This window comes from bacterium (assembly GCA_026129405.1).
Lineage (GTDB): Bacteria > Desulfobacterota > Binatia > DP-6 > DP-6 > JAHCID01.
Genome location: JAHCID010000005.1, coordinates 315,149 through 334,411 on the forward strand (window position 1 = coordinate 315,149; position 19,263 = coordinate 334,411).

The 19,263-nt window shown below is 76.3% G+C and carries 20 protein-coding genes; all 20 read left to right on the plus strand.

Features of this window, described 5'->3' with window-relative positions; translation table 11 throughout:
* The 20 genes from lpxA (at nucleotide 1) to KIT14_18980 (ending at nucleotide 19,154) form a co-directional block, all read left to right on the plus strand.
* Entirely contained in the window at nucleotides 1-1,167 is a 1,167-nt protein-coding gene (gene lpxA / locus KIT14_18885; GenBank protein MCW5892585.1) for an acyl-ACP--UDP-N-acetylglucosamine O-acyltransferase, read from the plus strand.
* On the plus strand, nucleotides 1,164-1,988 hold the full coding sequence (gene lpxI / locus KIT14_18890) for a UDP-2,3-diacylglucosamine diphosphatase LpxI (protein ID MCW5892586.1): 825 nt from the start codon (nucleotides 1,164-1,166) through the stop codon (nucleotides 1,986-1,988). The genes lpxA and lpxI overlap by 4 nt, the downstream gene beginning before the upstream one ends.
* Nucleotides 1,985-2,950, plus strand: a complete 966-nt coding sequence (locus KIT14_18895) for a Gfo/Idh/MocA family oxidoreductase (GenBank protein MCW5892587.1) — start codon at nucleotides 1,985-1,987, stop codon at nucleotides 2,948-2,950. The genes lpxI and KIT14_18895 overlap by 4 nt, the downstream gene beginning before the upstream one ends.
* The gene (lpxB, locus tag KIT14_18900; GenBank protein ID MCW5892588.1) at nucleotides 2,947-4,143 is read left to right on the plus strand and encodes a lipid-A-disaccharide synthase; all 1,197 of its coding nucleotides are present in this window, start codon (nucleotides 2,947-2,949) and stop codon (nucleotides 4,141-4,143) included. Before KIT14_18895 ends, lpxB begins: the two co-directional genes overlap by 4 nt.
* On the plus strand, nucleotides 4,140-5,909 hold the full coding sequence (locus tag KIT14_18905) for an ABC transporter ATP-binding protein (GenBank protein MCW5892589.1): 1,770 nt from the start codon (nucleotides 4,140-4,142) through the stop codon (nucleotides 5,907-5,909). The genes lpxB and KIT14_18905 overlap by 4 nt, the downstream gene beginning before the upstream one ends.
* A gap of 2 nt (nucleotides 5,910-5,911) precedes the next feature.
* Entirely contained in the window at nucleotides 5,912-6,664 is a 753-nt protein-coding gene (locus KIT14_18910) for a DUF374 domain-containing protein (GenBank protein MCW5892590.1), read from the plus strand.
* Entirely contained in the window at nucleotides 6,665-7,972 is a 1,308-nt protein-coding gene (locus KIT14_18915; protein ID MCW5892591.1) for a 3-deoxy-D-manno-octulosonic acid transferase, read from the plus strand. It abuts the gene before it with no gap.
* Nucleotides 7,969-9,036 (plus strand): tetraacyldisaccharide 4'-kinase, encoded by a 1,068-nt coding sequence (gene lpxK / locus KIT14_18920; protein ID MCW5892592.1) that lies wholly within the window; start codon nucleotides 7,969-7,971, stop codon nucleotides 9,034-9,036. The genes KIT14_18915 and lpxK overlap by 4 nt, the downstream gene beginning before the upstream one ends.
* Before the next feature lie 16 nt (nucleotides 9,037-9,052).
* Nucleotides 9,053-9,223 carry a Trm112 family protein gene (locus tag KIT14_18925; GenBank protein MCW5892593.1) on the plus strand — a complete coding sequence of 57 codons (171 nt, stop codon included), beginning with the start codon at nucleotides 9,053-9,055 and terminating at the stop codon, nucleotides 9,221-9,223.
* Nucleotides 9,201-10,265, plus strand: coding sequence for a lipopolysaccharide heptosyltransferase II (gene waaF / locus KIT14_18930; protein MCW5892594.1), 1,065 nt, complete (start codon nucleotides 9,201-9,203; stop codon nucleotides 10,263-10,265). Before KIT14_18925 ends, waaF begins: the two co-directional genes overlap by 23 nt.
* A complete protein-coding gene (locus KIT14_18935) occupies nucleotides 10,262-11,005 on the plus strand; it encodes a hypothetical protein (GenBank protein ID MCW5892595.1) in 744 nt (247 codons plus the stop codon). Before waaF ends, KIT14_18935 begins: the two co-directional genes overlap by 4 nt.
* Nucleotides 11,002-11,754 carry a 3-deoxy-D-manno-octulosonic acid kinase gene (locus tag KIT14_18940; GenBank protein ID MCW5892596.1) on the plus strand — a complete coding sequence of 251 codons (753 nt, stop codon included), beginning with the start codon at nucleotides 11,002-11,004 and terminating at the stop codon, nucleotides 11,752-11,754. The genes KIT14_18935 and KIT14_18940 overlap by 4 nt, the downstream gene beginning before the upstream one ends.
* Before the next feature lie 519 nt (nucleotides 11,755-12,273).
* Nucleotides 12,274-12,762 carry a glycosyltransferase family 9 protein gene (locus KIT14_18945; protein ID MCW5892597.1) on the plus strand — a complete coding sequence of 163 codons (489 nt, stop codon included), beginning with the start codon at nucleotides 12,274-12,276 and terminating at the stop codon, nucleotides 12,760-12,762.
* Nucleotides 12,759-12,941 (plus strand): hypothetical protein, encoded by a 183-nt coding sequence (locus KIT14_18950; protein MCW5892598.1) that lies wholly within the window; start codon nucleotides 12,759-12,761, stop codon nucleotides 12,939-12,941. The genes KIT14_18945 and KIT14_18950 overlap by 4 nt, the downstream gene beginning before the upstream one ends.
* The gene (locus tag KIT14_18955) at nucleotides 12,938-13,549 is read left to right on the plus strand and encodes a hypothetical protein (GenBank protein ID MCW5892599.1); all 612 of its coding nucleotides are present in this window, start codon (nucleotides 12,938-12,940) and stop codon (nucleotides 13,547-13,549) included. The genes KIT14_18950 and KIT14_18955 overlap by 4 nt, the downstream gene beginning before the upstream one ends.
* Complete coding sequence (locus KIT14_18960; GenBank protein MCW5892600.1) at nucleotides 13,546-14,673, plus strand: glycosyltransferase family 4 protein; 1,128 nt, start codon at nucleotides 13,546-13,548, stop codon at nucleotides 14,671-14,673. The genes KIT14_18955 and KIT14_18960 overlap by 4 nt, the downstream gene beginning before the upstream one ends.
* Nucleotides 14,670-15,581: a glycosyltransferase family 2 protein gene (locus KIT14_18965; protein ID MCW5892601.1), complete on the plus strand. Its 912-nt coding sequence runs from the start codon at nucleotides 14,670-14,672 to the stop codon at nucleotides 15,579-15,581. Before KIT14_18960 ends, KIT14_18965 begins: the two co-directional genes overlap by 4 nt.
* A complete protein-coding gene (locus KIT14_18970; GenBank protein MCW5892602.1) occupies nucleotides 15,581-16,801 on the plus strand; it encodes a glycosyltransferase family 4 protein in 1,221 nt (406 codons plus the stop codon). Before KIT14_18965 ends, KIT14_18970 begins: the two co-directional genes overlap by 1 nt.
* Nucleotides 16,687-18,267 carry a glycosyltransferase gene (locus tag KIT14_18975; GenBank protein MCW5892603.1) on the plus strand — a complete coding sequence of 527 codons (1,581 nt, stop codon included), beginning with the start codon at nucleotides 16,687-16,689 and terminating at the stop codon, nucleotides 18,265-18,267. The genes KIT14_18970 and KIT14_18975 overlap by 115 nt, the downstream gene beginning before the upstream one ends.
* Nucleotides 18,264-19,154: a glycosyltransferase family 2 protein gene (locus KIT14_18980; protein MCW5892604.1), complete on the plus strand. Its 891-nt coding sequence runs from the start codon at nucleotides 18,264-18,266 to the stop codon at nucleotides 19,152-19,154. The genes KIT14_18975 and KIT14_18980 overlap by 4 nt, the downstream gene beginning before the upstream one ends.
* Nucleotides 19,155-19,263: the final 109 nt, after the last annotated feature.

Consider the following 19,263-nt stretch of genomic DNA (forward strand, 5'->3'; position numbering starts at 1 on the left):
GTGCAGCACCGTGGTGCAACGCCCGCGTTCCCGTACCCGCTGCTCGACCGCGTGCTCGAGGTCGAGGCGGGGGTGCGGGGGCGCGCGGCGAAGCTCGTCTCGTCCAACGAGCCGTACTTCGTCGGACACTTCCCGGGCGTGCCGGTCATGCCCGGCGTGCTCCTGTGCGAGGCGCTCGCGCAGCTCGGCGCGGCGGTGACGGGCGAGGAGGACGCGACCCTCGCCTCGGTGGAGCGGGCCCGCTTCCGCCGGCCCGTCGTGCCGGGCGACGCCCTTCGTCTGGAGGTCGAAGCGCTCTCGGCAGGCCCCCCGGCCCGCCTGCGCGGGACGATCACCTCGGCCGACGCGGCGGTCGCGGAGGTCCTGTTCACGCTCGCGGTGCCGGAGGGGGCGCGCATCCATCCCACGGCCGTCGTCTCGCCACGCGCCGAGCTGGCCGCCGGGGTGCGCGTCGGCGCCTACGCCGTGGTCGGGCCCCACGTGGTGGTGGGGCCGGACACCCGGATCGCGCCGCACGCGGTGGTCGACGGACGCACCACCCTCGGGGCGCGCAACCGCATCTTCTCCTTCGCCAGCGTCGGCACCGTGCCCCAGGACCTCAAGTACCGCGGCGAGCCGAGCACGCTCGTGGTGGGTGACGACAACCTCGTGCGGGAGTACGTATCGCTGAACCCCGGGACCACCGGGGGCGGCATGGAGACGCGTATCGGCAATGGCTGTCTCTTCATGGTGTCGTCGCACGTCGCGCACGACTGCCGGGTGGGAGACCACGTGATCCTCGCCAACGGGGCGGCGCTGGGCGGCCACGTCACCGTGGAGTCGTACGCGATCGTCAACGGGCTCGCCGGCGTGCATCAGTTCGTGCGGGTCGGCGAGTCGGCGTTCTGCGCGGCGGGCGCCATGGTGTCGCAGGACGTGCCGCCGTTCTGCACGGTCGCCGGCGATCGGGCGCGGCTGTACGGGCTGAACCTCCTCGGGCTGCGCCGGCGCGGCTTCGAGACCGACACGATCGTAGCGCTGAAGCGCGCCTACCGCCTGCTGTTCCTCGGCCGCAGCGCGCAGCGTGAGGCGCTCGAGCGCACCGAGGCCGAGCTCGGGCAGGTCCCGGAGGTGGCGCGGATGGTCGGCTTCGTGCGGGCTTCGGAGCGGGGGGTCTGTCGGGCGTGAGCGAGCGCATCGGCCTCATCGCCGGCAGCGGCCGGTTCCCTGTCCTGTTCGCCGAGACGGCGCGCCGCAACGGCGTGAAGGTCGTGGCCGTGGCCCACGGCGGCGAGACCGACGAGCGTCTCGCCGCGGTGGTCGACTCGATCACCTGGGTAGTGCCCGGCCAGCTGGAGGCGCTCATCGCGGCGTTGAAGGCGGGCGGCGTGCGACGGACCGTCATGGTCGGCGGCATCGCCAAGCCGAAGCTGTTCCGCGAGTTCCAGCCCGACGCGCGCGCGCTCGCCGCCATCATGCGCGTCGGCAAGCTGCGCGACGACCTCCTCCTGCGCGCGCTCGCGGAGGAGCTCGAGTCGGAGGGGATCGCGGTCGTCGAGTCCACGCTGTTCCTCCAGGAGATCGTGCCGCAGCCCGGCGTGCTGTCGCGGCGCGTGCCCACCGAGGAGGAGTGGCAGGACATCCGTTTCGGCTTCCGCGCCGCGAAGCTGATCGGCCAGTTCGACATCGGCCAGAGCGTCGTCGTGCGCGGCGGCGCCGTGGTCGCCGTCGAGGGCATCGAAGGCACGGATGCGACGATCCGCCGCGCCGGCCATCTCGTGAACGGCGACATCGTCGTGGTGAAGGCCTGCAAGCCCACCCAGGACCTGCGCTTCGATCTGCCGGCGATCGGCCCCGAGACGATCCGCACCATCGTCGAGATGCGCGGGCGCGTGCTCGCCGTCGAGGCCGGGCGGACGGTGGTGCTCGACCGCGCCGAGATGCTGGCGCTCGCCGATGCCGCCGAGCTCGCCGTCGTGGCGGTCGATCCGGCGAAGGAGGCGCCATGAGCGCGCGTCTCCGCGCGGCCGTGGTCGGGGTCGGGTACCTCGGCCGCTTCCACGCCCAGAAGTACCGCGCGAACCCGCAGGCCGAGCTCGTGGCCGTCGTCGACGCCGACCCGGAGCGCGCGGCGGTCGTCGCCGGCGAGCTCGGCGTCGGGGCGCTCGCCGACCACTGGCAGCTCGCCGGCCGGGTCGACTGCGCGAGCGTCTCGGTGCCGACGCCGCTCCACCACGACGTCGCACGCGATCTCATGGAGATGGGAATCGACGTGCTGGTGGAGAAGCCGCTCACCACCACCGTCGAGGCCGGCAAGGCGCTCGTCGAGCTGGCGGTCCGCGGGGGCCGCGTGCTCCAGGTCGGCCACCTCGAGCGCTTCAACCCGGCGATCCAGGCCATCGTCGGACGCGTCACGCAGCCGCGCTTCCTCGAGTGCCAGCGCCTGGCGCCGTTCAGCGAGCGCGGCACCGACGTCGACGTCGTGCTCGACCTGATGATCCACGACCTCGACCTGATCCTCTCGATGGTGCAGTCGCCGGTGCGCGCCGTCGACGCCATCGGCGTGCCGGTGCTGACGCCGTCGGTCGACATCGCGAACGCGCGCATCCGCTTCGCCAACGGCTGCATCGCCAACGTCACGGCCAGCCGCGTCTCGCTGAAACGCGAGCGCAAGCTACGCCTGTTCCAGGAGGACGCCTACCTGTCCGTCGACTTCGACGAGCGGCGCGTGCGCATGTGCCGGCGCGAGCCGATGCCCGACGGCCAGTTCTCGCTCAGCTTCGAGGACCTCGAGGTGGCCGAGGGGGACGCGCTACGCCTCGAGATCGACGCCTTCCTGCGCGCGGTGCGCGCCCGCGAGACCCCGCCCGTGTCGGGTTGGGACGGCCTGCGGGCGCTGGAGGTCGCCGAGGTGATCCGGGAGAGCGTGGAGATGGAGGTGCGCGCGGCCCAGGCAGCTGCTCCGGGATGACCGTGCCGGCCGACGCCACGACCGCGGTGCCGGCGGCGGCCCCGCGCCGGGTGATGCTCGTGGCCGGCGAGGCCTCGGGCGACGTCCACGGGGCCGACTTCCTGCGTGCGCTGCGCCGCCGTCTGCCCGACGTCGAGGTCTTCGGCGTCGGCGGCGAGGAGCTGCGGGCCGGGGGCATGCAGACGTTCGCCGACGCCGCCGAGGTGGCGACGGTCGGCGTGATCGAGGGCGCGCGCAGCCTCGGCACCCTGCTGCGGCTCTATCGTCAGCTCGTGCGCCGGCTGCGTGAGGAGCCGCCCGACCTCTGCGTGCTCATCGATTTCCCGGAGTTCAACCTCCGCCTCGCCGCGCGCGCGAAGGCCGCCGGCGTGCCGGTCCTCTACTACATCGGTCCGCAGGTGTGGGCCTGGCGGCGGGGGCGGGTGCGCAAGATCGCCCGGCGCGTCGACCGCCTCGCCGTGGTGTTCCCGTTCGAGCCCGACCTCTATGCGGGGCGGGGCGTCGGCGTCGAGTTCGTCGGCCATCCGCTGCTCGACCGGGTCGCGGTCACGCGCGGGCGCGACGCGACGCTCGCCGCGCACGGTCTCGATCCGCGCCGGCACACGGTGCTCCTCCTGCCCGGCAGCCGTGCGAAGGAGATCGAGTACATCCTGCCGCCGATGCTGGGCGCGGTGCGCAGCCTGGCGGCGGCGATGCCCGACCTCCAGTTCGCGCTGGCGCTCGCGCACACGGTGTCGCGCGCGCACCTCGAGGCGACGGTGGCGGCGTCGCACCTGCCCGTGCCGGTACCGGTGATTCCGGGCGACGCCCACAATCTCATCGCCGCGGCCGACGTCGCGCTCGTCGCGTCGGGTACCGCGACGCTCGAGTGCGCGCTCCTCGAGCGGCCGATGGTGATCGTCTATCGCCTGTCGCCGCTCACCTACGGGCTCGCGCGCATGCTGGTGCGGGGCGTGTCGCACGTCGGCATGCCGAACATCGTCGCGGGACGCGAGGTCGTTCCCGAGCTGCTCCAGGGCCGTGCCACCGGGGCGGCGATCGCGGCGGCGGCGCGCGCCATCCTCGACGATCCGGCGCGCCGGGAGCGTATGATCGCCGACCTGCGCGAGGTGCGCCGCCGGCTCGGCCGCGGCGGCGCCGCGGATCGGGCGGCGGCGATCGCCTGCGAGATGCTCGGGGTGGGGGCGGCGTGACGTCGTACCGGCGCCTGCTCGCCTACCTGCGCCCCTACATCTGGCCGCAGGGCGTGGTGGCCGTGCTCTTCATGCTGGCGTTCAGCGCCACCGAGGGCGCGGCGCCCTTCCTCGTGCGCTTCACCTTCGACAAGGTCTTCACCGAGCAGAACCCGGACAACCTGAAGATCGCCGTCGCCCTGGCGCTGCTGCTCGGCGTGGTGCGCGGCGTGGTCGGCTTCGTCGCCTCGTACCTGAACGACTGGATCGGGCAGCGCATCGTCACCGACCTCCGCAACCAGGTGACGACCCACCTCCAGACGCTCGACCTGGCGTTCTTCAACGGCCAGCGGGCGGGGCAGATCGTCTCGCGCGTCACCGCCGACGTGACGCTGGTGCGCAGCTCGGTCACCGACGCGGTCCGCTCGCTGTTCCAGGACTCGACGACGCTGATCGTCCTCATCGGGACCGCGATCTACCTCGACTGGTTCCTCGCGCTGCTCGCCATCCTGCTCTTCCCGATCGCCGCCGTGCCGATCATCACGTTCTCGCGCCAGCTGCGCCAGAACGCCCGCCGCCAGCAGGAGGCGACGGCCCGGCTCAACGCGATGCTGCACGAGAACATCCAGGGCAACCGGGTGGTGAAGCTGTTCGACCAGGCGGCGTACGAGGCGGCGCGCTTCCACGCCCAGGACGAGAAGATATTCCAGCTCTACATGCGCAGCAGCCGGCTGCGGTCGCTGCCGGTCACCGAGGTCCTGGCGGGCTTCGCGATCGCGGGCATCATCTGGTACGGCGGGGCGAGCGTCATCGCGGACCCGGCGCGCAAGGGCAGCTTCTTCGCGTTCCTCGCGGCGGTCGTGTTCCTCTACGACCCGTTCAAGAAGCTGGTGCGGACGAACTACACGATCCAGCAGGGGCTCGCCGGCGCCGAGCGCGTCTTCGCGCTGCTCGACACGCGTCCGGCAGTGGCCGACCGTCCGGGCGCGCGCGAGCTCACGACCGTGGGCGAGGGCGTGCGGCTCGAGGACGTGGGGTTCGCCTACGAGCCCGGACGTCCGGTGCTCGAGCACGTCGACCTCGAGATCCCGCGCGGCCACGTGGTGGCGCTGGTCGGCATGAGCGGCGGCGGCAAGAGCACGATCGCCGATCTGATCCCGCGCCTCTACGACGTCACCAGCGGCCGCATCACGATCGACGGGATCGACGTGCGCGACCTCACCTTGACGAGCCTGCGCCGGCACATCGCGGTGGTCACGCAGTTCACGTTCCTGTTCAACGACACGGTGCGGGCGAACATCGCCTACGGCGACACCAGCGCCGACGCCGCGCGGGTGGAGGCGGCCGCCCGCGCCGCGAACGCGCACGACTTCATCGCGGCGCTGCCGAAGGGCTACGACACCGCCATCGGCGACCTCGGCGTGCGGCTCTCGGGCGGCCAGCGCCAGCGCCTCGCCATCGCGCGCGCGCTCCTCGCCAACGCGCCGATCCTGATCCTCGACGAGGCGACGTCGGCCCTCGACACGGAGTCGGAAGGCCTCGTCCAGGAGGCGCTGGAGCGTCTCATGGCGAACCGCACGAGCGTCGTCGTCGCGCACCGGCTCTCGACGGTGCGGCGCGCGAACCGCATCGTCGTCGTCGCCAACGGCGGGATCGTCGAGTCGGGCACGCACGACGAGCTGCTGGCGACGGGCCGTGAGTACCGGCGGCTGTACGAGCTCCAGTTCGGCGAGACCGCGGAGTCGCCGGACGAGCCGGCGTCGCGACTCGGCGGCGGGCGGGGCTGACCATGGCGACGGCCCGCGACGGCGGGGGCACGGCCCGGCGGGCGGCCGCCCGCGAGAGCGCGCGCGCCGAGGGCTCGGCCTTTCGCCGCCGGTGGACGTGGCGCGATCGTCTGGTCGTCGCCGTCGGCGGGGCCCTCATCGCCGCCATCCTGCGCCTGCTCTACCGCACGCTGCGCCTCGAGGTGGCCGATCCGGCGGGCGTGCTCGCTGCGCGCGCGCGCGGAGAGCGCGTCGTCTGGGCGACGTGGCACGAGGGCATCATCCTGCTGCCGCTCATGGTCTGGAAGGTCGATCCGCGCCTGCGCCCGCGGGTCATGCTCTCCTGGCACCGCGACGGCGAGATTGCGGCGCAGGCAGTGCGCCGGTTCGGCGTCGAGGTGATCCGCGGCTCGTCGACGCGCGGCTGGCTCGGCGCGCTGCGCGGGCTGCTCGACGCCGACGCACGCGGCGAGGACCTCGTCGTCGTGCCCGACGGGCCGCGTGGGCCGCGGCGCGAGGCGAAGGACGGCGTCGTGCAGCTCGCGCGCGCCACCGGCCTGCCGGTGGTGGCGATCGGCATCGCGGCCAGCGACGGACATCGCTTCGGCACCTGGGATCGGCTGCTCCTGCCGCGGCCGTTCGCGCGCGCCGCGCTCGTCCTCGGCTCGCCGGTGGCGGTGCCGCGACGGGACGTGGGCGACGCGCTCGGGCGCGTGCAGGCGGCGCTCGCGGCGGCGACCGCGGCGGCGGCGGAGATCGTCGGCAAGGCGGTCTGAGTGAGCCTCGTCGAAGCGGCGTATCGCGGCGTCATGGGCGGGGCGGCGCTGGCCGCCGGTGTGGCGGCGGCGGTCCCGGGGCTGCCGGTCGGATGGCGGGCAGCAGGCGACCGGCTCGGCCGCCTCGACGCCGGCGAGCGCGCCGCCGCGTCCAGCATGCCGGCGCTCTGGATGCACGCCGCGTCGGTGGGAGAGCTGACCGCCGTACGCCCGCTCCTCGGCGCGCTGCGCGAGCGCTTCCCCGGACGCCTGGCGGTGGTGACGACGCTGACCCGCACCGGGCTCGCGCTGGCGCGCACGCTCCCGGAGGCACACCTCGCCTTCCTCTTTCCCCTCGACGCGCCGGGGCCCGTCGCGCGCGTGCTCGACACCCTGCGCGTCGAGGCCTTCCTCTTCACCGAGACCGAGATCTGGCCGACGACCCTGGCCGCCCTGGCCGCGCGCCGCATCCCCGCGCTCATGGTGAGCGGCCGGGTGAGCGCGCGCACGGCGGCGCGGGCGCGTTTCCTGCGGCCGCTGTTCGCGCCGGCGCTCGAGACCGTCACCTGCTGCATGCAGACGCCGGAGGACGCCGCCCGCGTGGTCACGCTCGGCGCCGACCCGCGCCGCGTGCAGGTGGCGGGCAGCCTCAAGTTCGAGGTCGCCGGCACGCCGCCGCCGCCGGCCGTCGAGGCGCTGCGCGCGCGGCTTCTCGATCGGCCCGTCCTCGTCGCGGGCAGCACGCACGAGGGCGAGGAGGAGGTCCTGCTCGACGTCGCCCAGCGGCTCGCGCTCGGCCATCCGGGGCTCGTCCTGGTGCTGGCCCCGCGGCATCCGGAGCGGCTCGAGCGCGTCGCGGCGCAGGTGCGGGCGCGCGGGCTGGCGCTGCTGCGCTGGAGCCGGCTGGAGTCGGACGCGCTGCCCGAGGCGGCGGCCGGCGTCGTGCTGCTCGACGAGATGGGCGTGCTGGCGCACGCCTACGCGCTCGGCCGGGTGGCCTTCGTGGGCGGGAGCCTCGTCCCGGTGGGCGGCCACAACGTGCTCGAGCCGGCCCGGGCGAGCCGTCCGGTCGTCGTCGGGCCGCACACGGCGAACGCCGCGGACGCCGTCGACCGCCTCGTCGCGGCGGGGGGGGCGATGCGCGCAGCGTCGGCCGACGGCCTCGCGCTCGCGCTCGATCATCTCCTCGGCGATCCCGCCCGCGCGCGCGAGATGGGTCGGCGCGCGTGGGGCGCGGCGCAGACGGGGCAGGGCGCGCTCGAGCGGCACCTCAAGATCATCGCCGCCCGCCTCGAGTCGGCGACCTTCGCCCGCGCCGCCTCGGGATGAGCGCCGACGGCGGCCTGCACGACGCCGTCACGGCGGCCTGGACGTCGCCGGCGGTGGCGGCGCGGGTGGCGCGCGCGCTGCTGCTGCCGGCGGCCGGTGCCTACGCGGCGGTGATCGCCGCCCGCAACGCGGCGTACGATCGTGGCTGGCTGCCGGCGACGCGCGTGCCGGCGCACGTGGTGAGCGTCGGCAACCTGACCGTCGGCGGCAGCGGCAAGACGCCGCTGACGCTGTGGATCGCCGAGCAGCTGCAGGCGCGCGGCCACCGCGTGGCGATCGTCGCGCGCGGCTATCGCAAGCGGCTGCGCGGCGTCGTCGTGGTGTCGGCGGGCCACGGGCCTCTCGTCTCGGCGGCGGACGGCGGCGACGAGGCCGTCATGCTCGCGCATCGCTTCGCGGGGCCCGTGGTCACGGCGGAGCGGCGCGCCGAGGGCGCCGCGCATGCCTGCACCGCGCTCGGCTGCGACACCATCGTGCTCGACGACGGCTTCCAGCACCGCGCGCTGCGGCGCGACGTCGACGTCGCGGTCGTGGCCGACGACCCGGCGGCGGCGCACCTCCTGCCCGCGGGCAGCCGGCGCGAGCCGTGGTCGGCGTTGCAGCGCGCGCAGCTCGTCGTCGCCATGGACGGGGCAGCGGTGCCGGTGCCGGGTCACCCCGTGGTACGCGCCGCCACCCAGCCGCTCGCCCTCGTGACCGCGCACGCCGACGGCTGGGAGGCCTCGCCCCTGGCGGCGCTCGCCGGCGCCGAGGTGGTCGCGGTCGCGGGCGTGGCCCGCCCCGGCCGCTTCGTCGCGACGCTCGAGGCCCTCGGCGCGCGCGTCGTCGCCACCCTGGCGTTCCCGGATCACCACGCCTACGGCCCCGCGGATCTGGCCGCGATCGGCGCCGTCGCCGCGCGCGGGCGCCTGGTGACGACGGAAAAGGATCTGGTGAAGCTGGGCGGCGCGGGGCTTCCCGGGCTGTGCGCGCTGCGCATCGGTGTCGCGGTCGCGGACCCCGCGGCGCTCCTCGCGCGCCTGGCGCCGTCGGCGTCGGGCTCGGTGGCATTCCCGCCGGTTTGACGATAGACGGCAGCCCATGGCGATCCATCAGGAGCTGCTCGAGATCCTCGCCTGCCCGCAGTGCAAGGGCGAGGTCGTCCTGACGGAGGCGCAGGATGGGCTCGTGTGCGAGGCCTGCAAGCTGCGCTATCCGATCAAGGACGACATCCCGATCATGCTGATCGATGAGGCCGAGCGCCTCGCCTGAGCCGACGCCGGCCGGCCCGAAGCTCCTGGTCGTCCAGACCAGCTTCCTCGGGGACGTGGTGCTCACGACCCCGCTCCTCACGGCCCTGCGGCAGCGGCTCCGCCCGCGCGAGCTGGTGGTGCTGGTGCGGCGGGACGCGGCGGCACTGCTCGCCGGCCATCCCGACGTCGATCGCGTGCTGGTGGACGACAAGCACGGCGCCGAGCGCGGGACAGGCGGGCTCTGGCGCGTGGCGCGGCGCCTGCGTGCGGAAGGGTTCGACCTGGTGGTCTCGCCGCACCGCTCCCTGCGCACGGCGCTCGTGCTCGCGGCCGCCGGCATTCCGCGGCGGGTCGGGTTCGACGTCGCGCGGGGCGCGTGGCTCTACCACGTGCGCGTGCCGCGCGACCGGCGACAGCACGACGTGCGCCGCAACCTCGCGCTGCTCGCCGCGTTCGGTGACGTGCCCGAGCCGCCGCCGCTGCACCTGCCGGTCGACGCCGGGGCGGCGCGGCGCATCGCCGAGCTGCTGCCGCCGGGCGCGGGGCCGCTCGTGGGCCTGGCGCCGGGCTCGGTGTGGCCGACGAAGCGCTGGACCGTCGACGGCTTCGCCGCGCTCGCGCGCGCGCTCGTCGCCGGGGGCGCGCAGGTCGTGCTCGTCGGCGGGCCGGACGACGTGGGGCGCTGCGCGGCCGTCGCGACGGCGGCGGGGGCGGGTGTCGTCTCGCTCGCGGGACGCACGGATCTTCCGGGGCTGGTCGCGCTGGTCGATCGGCTCGCGCTCCTGGTCGCCAACGACAGCGCGCCGATGCACGTGGCGTGCGCGCGCGACGTGCCGGTCGTCGCCGTGTTCTGCGCGACCACGCCGGCCCTCGGCTACGGGCCGTGGGGGCGTCGCACGGCGGTGGTCGAGGCCGATCTCGCATGTCGGCCGTGCGCGCGGCACGGCGGCCGACGCTGCCCGCGCGGCACCGAGGACTGCATGCGCCTCGTGTCGGCGGCGGCGGTGTTGGCGACGGCGCGCGCGCTGCTCGGCGGGCGCATGGCGGGCTCGGCGGCATGAGCGGGACGCCGCCGCCGGTGTGCGCGGTCGTCCTGGCGCAGGGTGATCACGCGCGGCTCGCGCGCGCCCTGGCGGCCGTCGCCTGGGCGGCGGAGCGGGTGGTGCTCGACCCGGCCGAGCGCATGGCCGACGCGGATCTGCCGGCGGGCGTCGGGCGCTGCGTCGATCCGGCCGCGATCGCGTCGGTGGCGCGCAGCGCGTGGGTGCTCCTGCTGTGCGAGAACGAGGTGCCGTCGCCGGCGTTCGTCGCCGCGGTCGTGGCGGCGGTGGACGACGTGCCCGTCGCCTGGGCCGTGCGCCGCGACCTGCACGGGCTCGGCGTGCAGCTCGCCATGCGCGGCGCACCGGTGCGGCTCGCCCCGCGGCAGGGCGTGCGCGTGTCGCTGCGCATCGGGCTCCAGCTCGTGCTCGAGCTGCCGGCGCCCCTGCTCGTGCAGCGCATCGGCGCGCCGCTGGTCGTCGACTACGTGCCGACGCTCGACGAGGCCGTGCGCACGCTCGACGCCGAGTCGACCACCTTCGCGGCGCTGCTGGAGCGCATCGGGCGCCGGCCGCGGCTGCGCGGGCTGCTGGTGAACCCGTGGGTCGCCGCGGGTTGCGTGCTCGCGGGCCGGGCGGCGACGCGCGTCGGTCTCGGACGGTGGATCCTGGCGGTGCTGCTCGGCTACCGTGTCGTGGTGGCGCACGCGAAGCTGTGGGAGCGGGGACGCGACCGCGTCCTCGCGGCGGAGGCGGCGTGACCTTGCCGCCCGCGTACACGCTGCTGCGCGCCGGCACGGTGCAGGCGGCCGTGCGCTGCGATCTCGCGGATACCCTGGCGGCCTGGCTGCTCGCGCCCGAGCTGTGCGCGCCGGGCGACGCCGAGCCGATCGCCGGCGGCCGCGGCGCCGCCTGGCGGCTGTGCCTGCCGGGCGGCGCGCGCGCGGTGCTGCGCCGCTACCGGCGCGGCGGCTTCTTCGCGCGCTGGGTGACCGAGACGTACGTCGACCGGCCGCTGCGGCCCCTGCGCGAGCTGGCGGTGACGGTCGAGGCGCGCGCGCGCGGCGCGGCGGTGCCCGAGGTGCTGGCCGCGCGCGTGGAGGGCCGCGTCCTCTATCGCGGCGCGATCCTCACCGCCGAGATCCCCGGGGCGACGCCGGTGCTCGACGCCCTGGCCGCGACGCCCGATGCGGAGGCGCGCCGCGCGTTGGCGCGCCGGGCCGGGGAGGCGGTGGCCTCGCTGCACGTCGCGGGGGTCGTGCACGCCGACCTCAACTGCGGCAACATCCTGCTCGCGCCCGGTGCGACCGCCGGCGCGACGGTGATCGACCTCGACCGCGCTTCGCTGCGGCGGGGGCCTCTCGGTCGGTGGCGCCGCCGGCGCGCGCTGCGCCGGCTGCACCGCTCGCTCGCGAAGCTCGACCCGGGCGGCGCGCGGGCCGGCTCCGACGCGGTCGCGGCGTTCCGCGACGGGTATGCGGCGCGGGCGGGGGGACCGTGCGCCTGCTGATCGTGCTGCCCGGCGCCATCGGCGACGTCGTGCGCGCGCTGCCGCTGCTCGGCCGCCTGCGCCGAGCCTGGCCGCAGGCGCATCTCGGGTGGGCGGTCGAGCCGCCGTCGGCGCCGCTGCTCGAGGGGCATCCATGGCTCGACGAGGTGCTGGTCTTCCAGCGCCGCGGCGGGGTGCGCGCGTTCGGCCCGTTCCTGGCGCGCGTGCGCGGCGGGCGCTGGGACGTGGCGCTCGACCTCGGGCGGGGCATCAAGAGCGCGCTCGTGGCGTGGGCGTCGGGGGCGAGCGACCGGCTCGGGTTCGCGCGCGCCGACGGGCGCGAGCTGGGCTGGCTCTTCGCCACGCGCCACCTGGCTCCGCAGGGCGTCGCGGTCGCGAAGCTGGAGCAGTTCCTCGGCTTCGCCGACCTGCTGGGGGCGCCGGCGGCGCCGGTCGAGTTCGGGCTGGCGGCGCGCGACGCCGAGGCGCGCGACGCGGCGGCGCTGCTGGCGTCGTTGCCGCGGCCGCTGGTCGCGGCCTGTGGGCTCGTCGTGTCCGTCGCGCGCGTGGTTCCCGGAGCGCACGGCGGCGGTGCTCGGGGCGCTCGCGCGGCGGCACGGCGGCAGCGCCGTCCTGCTCGGCACCCCGGCGGACGCGGGCTTCGCGACGGCGGTGGAGCGGGCCGCGACGAGCCCGGTGCGCGACCTCGTCGGCCGCACGTCGCTGCGCCAGCTGCTGGCGCTGCTGCCGCACACGGCGCTGGCCTTCGGGCCCGACTCGGGGGCGCTGCATCTCGCGGCGGCGGTCGGGGTGCCGGTGGTCTCCCTATGGGGCGCGACGAGCGCGTGGCGCTCCGCACCCTTCGGCTCGGAGGCCCGCGTCGTGGAGGGCGCGTCGCCGTGCCGGCCCTGCTTTCTTTCGACCTGTCCGATCGGTCGCGTCTGCATGCAGGCCATCGACGCCGCCGCGGTGCTCGCGCACGCGGACCCGGCGCTGGACGGGGCCGCCGCGGCCGGAGGGCCGGCGTGAGCACGACGGCGACGACGTGGGCGCCGTGGCGCCGCGAGGGCTGGGCGGGAACGTGGCGCCCCGACGCGGGCGTCGACCTCGCCGCCGTGCTCGCGCTGGTCGCGAGCGGCGTCGGGCGCACCTCGCGCACGCGCGCAGCGTCGCCTGCGACCCCCGCCGGCACGGTGTGGGTGAAGTGACGCCCGCACCCGGCGCGCGGCGGCGCGGCGCGCCTTCGCTGCACCGGGCGCTCGCCGCGGCCGGATTCGCGGCGCCGGAGCCGCTGCTGCTCGGGACCCGCGCGCGGGCCGGGCTGCTCGTGACCGCCGACGTCGGCGGCGAGGAGCTGCTCGCGGCGGTGGTACGCCCGGGCGCCCGCGGCGCGAAGCGCGCGCTGCTCGCGCACCTGGGCCGCGAAGTGGCGCGCCTGCACCGCGCCGGCTTCGTACACGGCGATCTCGTGCCGCCGAACCTGCGCGTGCGCGGCGGCCAGCTCGTCTTCCTCGACAACGACCGCACGCGGCGGCTGCCGTTCGCCTTCGGCGCGCGGCGCAACCTCGTGCAGCTCGGACGCTTCGTGGTGCCGGGGCTGAGTCTCACCGACCGCGTGCGCGTGCTGGCGGCCTACGCCGCCGTGCGCGGCTTCGGCGGCGCCCGGCGCCGGCGGCTCGCGCGCTGGGTGGCGCGCAAGGTGACGCAGCGCCGCTGCGCCATCGACCGCATCGCGCCCGCCGACGCCGCGCGCGCGGGCTTCCGCGAGCTCATGCGCAGCGGCGGCCCGTTCGACCCGGGAAGGGCGGCGGCGTGAGGCGGGCGGTCGTCACGCTGGCGCACCCGCAGCACGCGGGCATGCTGCGCGCCCTGCGCATCCTCGACGATGCGGCGCCCGCACACGGCTGGACGCTGCACTTCGCCGTCCCGCAGCCGCACCCGCTCCTCGCCGAGGCCGGGATCGATCCGGCGCGCACGAGCGTGGTGCCGGGTCTCGGCCGCTGGCGGCGCTGGCGCAGCCGGCTGGCCGCGCCGCTCGTCGTGGGGCGTCTCGCGGCGCTCGCGCGGGACGCCGCCGTGTTCTACTCCGAGACGCTGTCGACGTTCCCGTACTGCTGGCTCGCCGGTCGGGTCACCGGCGTGCCGACGGTGGTGCACGTGTACTCGAGCTATCCGCAGGCGCGCCCGTATCGAAAGCACTGGCTGGGCCGCGCGCGCCACGTGATCGCGCCGTCGGCCGACTCGCTCGAGCTGGCGCGCCGGGCGATCGGCGGATTCGCGCCCGGCACGCGGGCGCTGGTGGCCTACAACGGCATGGACATCGGCCGCCTGGAGCGCGAGGCGGCCGCGCCGGTGCCGCCCGGGCTGCCGCCGATCCCGGCCGGGCCGCGCATCGGCATGGTGGGCAATCTCGACCCGCGCAAGAACCCGGCGACGCTGCTGGCGGCGCTGCCCGCGATCCGCGCCGCGGTGCCGGACGTGCACGTGCTCCTCGTCGGCGCCTTCCCCGACGCGGCCACCGAGGCGCGGGCGCGCGCCGAGATCGCCGCGCTCGGCGTCGGCGACGCGGTGACCGTGACCGGCTTCCTGCCGAACCCCTTCCCGCTCGTGCGTACGCTCGACGTGCTCGTGCACCCGGCCCTGCGCGATCCATTCCCGCTCGCGCTGCTCGAGGGCATGGCGCTGGCGCGGCCGATCGTGGCGTCGGCGGTGGGCGGCATCCCGGAGATGCTCGTCGACGGGGAGAGCGGCGTCCTGATGGCGCCCGAGGATCCGGCCGCGCTCGCGCAGGCGGTGATCGGGCTGCTGCGCGATCCGGGGCGCCGGGCGGCGATCGGTGCGGCGGCGCACGCCCGGCTCGCGGGGACCTTCTCGCTCGCCGGCTTCGCGGCGACCATGTTCGCCGCCTTCGACGCGGCGGCGGGGGAGGCGGGCCGATGAGCCGCGTCGCGGTGATCGTGCCGACGTGGAATCGGGCCCACACGCTGGCGGCCAGCGTCGAGAGCCTGCTCGGGCAGGAGGGCGTCGAGCCGCAGGTCGTCGTCGTCGACGACGGCTCGACGGACGACACCCCGGCGGTGCTCGCGCGCCTCGGCGAGGATCCGCGCGTGCACGTGGTGCGCGGCACGCATCAGGGCATCGCCGCCGCACGCAACGCCGGGCTCGCCGCCGTGACCGACGCGCCGTACGTCGCCTTCCACGACTCGGACGACCTGGCGCTGCCGGGCCGTCTGGCGGTGCCGACGGCGTACCTCGACGCGCATCGTGAGATCGATCTCGTCATGATGAACGGCCGCATGCTGCCGCCGGAGGACGCGCCGCACGAGCCCGAGGAGCCGTGGATCCGGCCCGAGGTAGCCCGCGCCCTGGCGTCGCGGCCGATCGGCGTGGCGGAGGTGTTCCGCTGGAACCTCGGCCAGCTCCAGGGGATGTGCTTCACGCGGCGCGCGCTCGCGGCGGTCGGCCCGCTCGACGGCTCGTTCACCATCCTCGACGACCTGGACCTCGTGCTGCGGGTGACGGCCCGCTTCCAGGCGGTCTTCCTCGACGTGCCGGCGTTCGCCTATCGCCGGCATCCCGGCGGCGTCGCACGCAACCGCGAGCGCGTGCGCGAGGAGTCGATCCGGCTCGCCGACAAGCTCGCCGCCGGGCATCCCGAGGTGCTCGAGGTGCTCGGGAGGGAGACCTTCCGCCGCCGCCAGGCACGGCGCTGGGCCCGGCTCGCACGCGCGCGGGCGAAGGCCGGCGACGTCGAGGGGGCGCGGACGGCGATCGAGCGGGCGCAGCGCCTGGAGCCGCAGAACGTCCGCTGGCGCCTGCAGGCGCTGTGGCTGCGGCTGCGGGGCTGATGCGGATCGCGTTTCTGCACCGCAGCCTCGCGGGCGGCGGCACCGAGGCGGACCTGCGTCGCATGGCATCCGGGCTGGTCGCCCGCGGGCACGCCGTCACCGTCTTCTGCGCCAAGCCGCGCGGCGCGCCGGAAGGGGTCGCGGTGCGCCGGGTGCCGGTCGTGCGCGCCGGGCGCCTGCTGCGGCTGCTCTCGTTCGCGCTGCTCGCCCCGCGCCTGGCGGCGAGCGAGCCGTGGGACGTGGTGGTCGGGTTCGGGCGCACGCTGCGCCAGGACGTCGTGCGGGTCGGGGGCGGTACGCACCGCAGCTACCTGGCGCGCATGGAGGCGGACGGCTTCCGCGCGGCGGCGCGCGGGCCGTACCATCGCGCGATCCTCGCGCTCGAGCGGCGCATGTTCGCGCCGGGCGCGTACCGGCGCGTGCTGACGGTGTCGGCGCTCGCGGCCGACGAGGTGGTGCACGACTACGCGGTGCCGCGCGCCCGCGTCGCGGTGGTCTACAACGGCGTCGACCTCGTGCGCTTCGATCCGGCGGCGCGCGCGCGCCTCGGACCGCCGCTGCGCGCGGCGCTCGGCATCGCCGCCGACCGGCGCGTGTGCGCGGCGGTCGGCAGCGGCTTCGTGCGCAAGGGCTTCGACCTGCTGCTCGAGCTGTGGGCGACGCAGGCGCCGCCCGCCACGGTCCTCGTCCTCGTCGGCGACGACGAGCGCCTCGGCCGCTGGCGGCGCCGCGCGGCGGCGCCCGAGCTCGCCGGCCGCGTCGTGGTGACGGGGCCGCGCGCGGACGTCGAGGCGGTGTACGCGCTGGCGGACGCGGTCTGCGTGCCGTCGCGGCAGGAGGCGTTCGGCAACGTCGTGCTCGAAGCCTGCGCCGCCGGCGTGCCGGTGGTGACGACGCGCCGGGCGGGCGCGGCGGAGCTGCTCGACGGTCCGCTCGCGACGCTGGTCGTCGCGTCGCCCGACGACCGCGCGGTCTCGCCGCGGCCCTGGCGCGCGCTCGGGCCCGAAAGGGCCGGCCCTCGGCGCCGCGGCGCGCCGGCGCGCCGCGACGCTCACCTGGGACACGCACGTGGCGGCGGTGGAGCGGGTGCTCGCGGAGGCGGCGCATGCGCGCGCCTGACGCGCCGACGATCGTGCACGGGCCGCTGCGCGCCTGGGTCGCACCGGGCGAGCGGCTCACGGACGCGGTCGGGCCCGACGGCGATCCGGACCGGCTGCTGACGCATCCGCACTGCCGGGTGGTGAAGTTCCAGCGCAAGGTGGCGGTCGGCGACATCGACACGCCGGTCGGGACCCTGTTCGTGAAGCGCTACAACGTGCACGCCTGGCGCGTGCTCGTCGCCAGCCTCGGGCAGCCGTCGCCGGCGGTGCGCGCGTTCATGGCGGCGGCGGCGCTGGCGGAGCGCGGCTTCGGCGTGCCGCCGGTGGTGGCGGCGGTCGAGTACCGGCGCGCGGGCCTGTGCATGCGCAGCTTCTTCGTGACCCGCGCCGTCACCGAGGCGGAGACGGCGGACGTGCGCTGGCAGGCCCTCACGCGGCGAGCGGCCGATCGGGCGTGCCGGCACGCACGCCGGGCGTTGGCGCGGGCGCTGGGGACGCTGTTTCGCGCCCTGCACGCGCGCGGCGTCTACCACGCGGATCTGAAGGACGTGAACATCCTCGTGCGCGGCGCGCCGGAGGCGCCCGAGCTGGTGCTGCTCGATCTCGAGCGGGTCACCGTCGGGCCTGCGCCGTCGCTGCGGCGGCGGACGAAGAACCTGGTCCAGCTGGAGCGCACGCTCGGCCGGCTGGCGAGCCGTACGGATCGGCTGCGCATCCTCGTCGCCTACCTCGGCCCCGAGGCCGAGCGCGCGGTGCGGCGCCGCTGGGCGAAGCGCGTGCTGCGCGCGGCGGCGCGCAAGGAGCGCGCGCGCCGCCGTCCCGCGCCGCCCGTGCGGCGGGACACGGTGTCCTGCACGGTGGTCTGCCAGGACGAGGCGGGGCAGATCGCCGGCTGCCTCTCGAGCGTCGCGTGGTGCGACGAGATCGTGGTCGTCGACGGCGGCTCGCACGACGACACGCCCGCGATCGCGCGCCGCTTCACGCCGAAGGTGATCCACAACGCCTGGCCCGGGTATCGCGCCCAGAAGCAGTTCGCGCTCGAGCACTCGAGCGCGCAGTGGGTGCTGAACCTCGACGCCGACGAGCGCGTCACGGCGGAGCTCGCCACCGAGATCCAGCGTGCGCTGCGCGAGGTGCCGGTGCCGATCGACGGCTTCCGCATCCCGCGCCTGGTGTCGTACCTCGGACGCTGGTGGTACCGGGGCGGCTGGTACCCGCGCCCGGTGCTGCGCCTGGTGCGCCGCGCGCACACCACCTGGGGGGGGACCGACCCGCACGACCGTGCCGAGGTGCCGGGGCGGGTGGTCGGCATGCGCCACCCCATCCTCCACTACACGTACGACGACATCGCCGATCATCTGCGCTCGGTGGACAAGCTCACCGCGGTCGCGGCGACCCAGGTGCCGCGGGGACGACGGGTGGGGACGGCCCGCCTGATCGGCGAGCCCGCCTGGCGCTTCGTGCGCGCCTTCGTCGTCAAGCGGGGCGCGTTGGAGGGGCTGCCGGGGCTGTTCGTCGCGGCGACCGACGCGTTCTACACCTTCCTGCGCTGGGCGCGGGTGTGGGAGCGGGAGCGGCGCCCGTGACCCGTGCGCGGGTGTCGGTGGTGGTGGTCAACTGGAACGCGGGCGAGGCGCTCGGCGCCTGCCTCGACAGCCTCGCCGCCGACCCGCCGCGCGACGGCCCCGGACGGCGCGAGGTCGTGGTCGTCGACAACGCCTCGGAGGACGCGAGCCTCGGGCTGGCGCGGGCGCGCGGGCCGGCGATCCGGCTCGTCGAGACCGGCAGCAACCTCGGCTTCGCCGCCGGCGCCAACCGCGGCGCGGAGGCGGCGACGGGCGACGTGCTCGTCTTCCTCAACCCGGACGCCCGCGTGCGCCCGGGCGCCCTCGACGCCCTCGTCGACGCGCTCGGCTCCGTGCCCGGCGCCGGCATCGCCGGCGGCGGGCTCTGCGACGCCCGCGGGCGCTGGCAGCCCGCGTCGGCACGCTTCGGCCCCATCCGCCACCTGTTGCTCGACACCACGCCCGGCCGCGCGGCCGCGCGCCGCCGCCGGGCCCCGCACGTCGTCGAGTGGGTGTACGGGACGTTCGTGGCGGTGCGGCGCGACGTCTTCGCCCGGCTCGGGGGCTTCGACGCGAGCTACTTCTGCTACGGCGAGGACATGGACCTGTGTCACCGCGCCGCGGAGCTCGGCATCCGGACGATCCAGGTGCCCGGCGCGGTGGCCGAGCACGGCACCAACGTCTCGGCGACGCGGCGTTTCGGCAGCGGGCGCGAAGCCGCGGTCGTCGCCGGCGAGCTGCGCTTCTATACCCGCCGCGGCCGCCGGCTCGACGTGCCGCTCTTCCGCGCCCTCGCCGTGGCGAAGTTCGGGACCAAGGCGGCGCTCGCGGCGCTCACCGGACGGCCGGCGGCGGTCGAGGTCTACGGCCGCGTGGTACGCGCCTGCCTCGCGCCGGTGGCGGCATGAGCGCGCCGGCGCGCGCCGGCGCGGTGGTGACGCTGGCAGTGCCGTGCCGCACCGACGAGCCGGAGCTGGGGCACACGCTCGCGACCGCGTGGCGCAGCTGGCGAGCGGC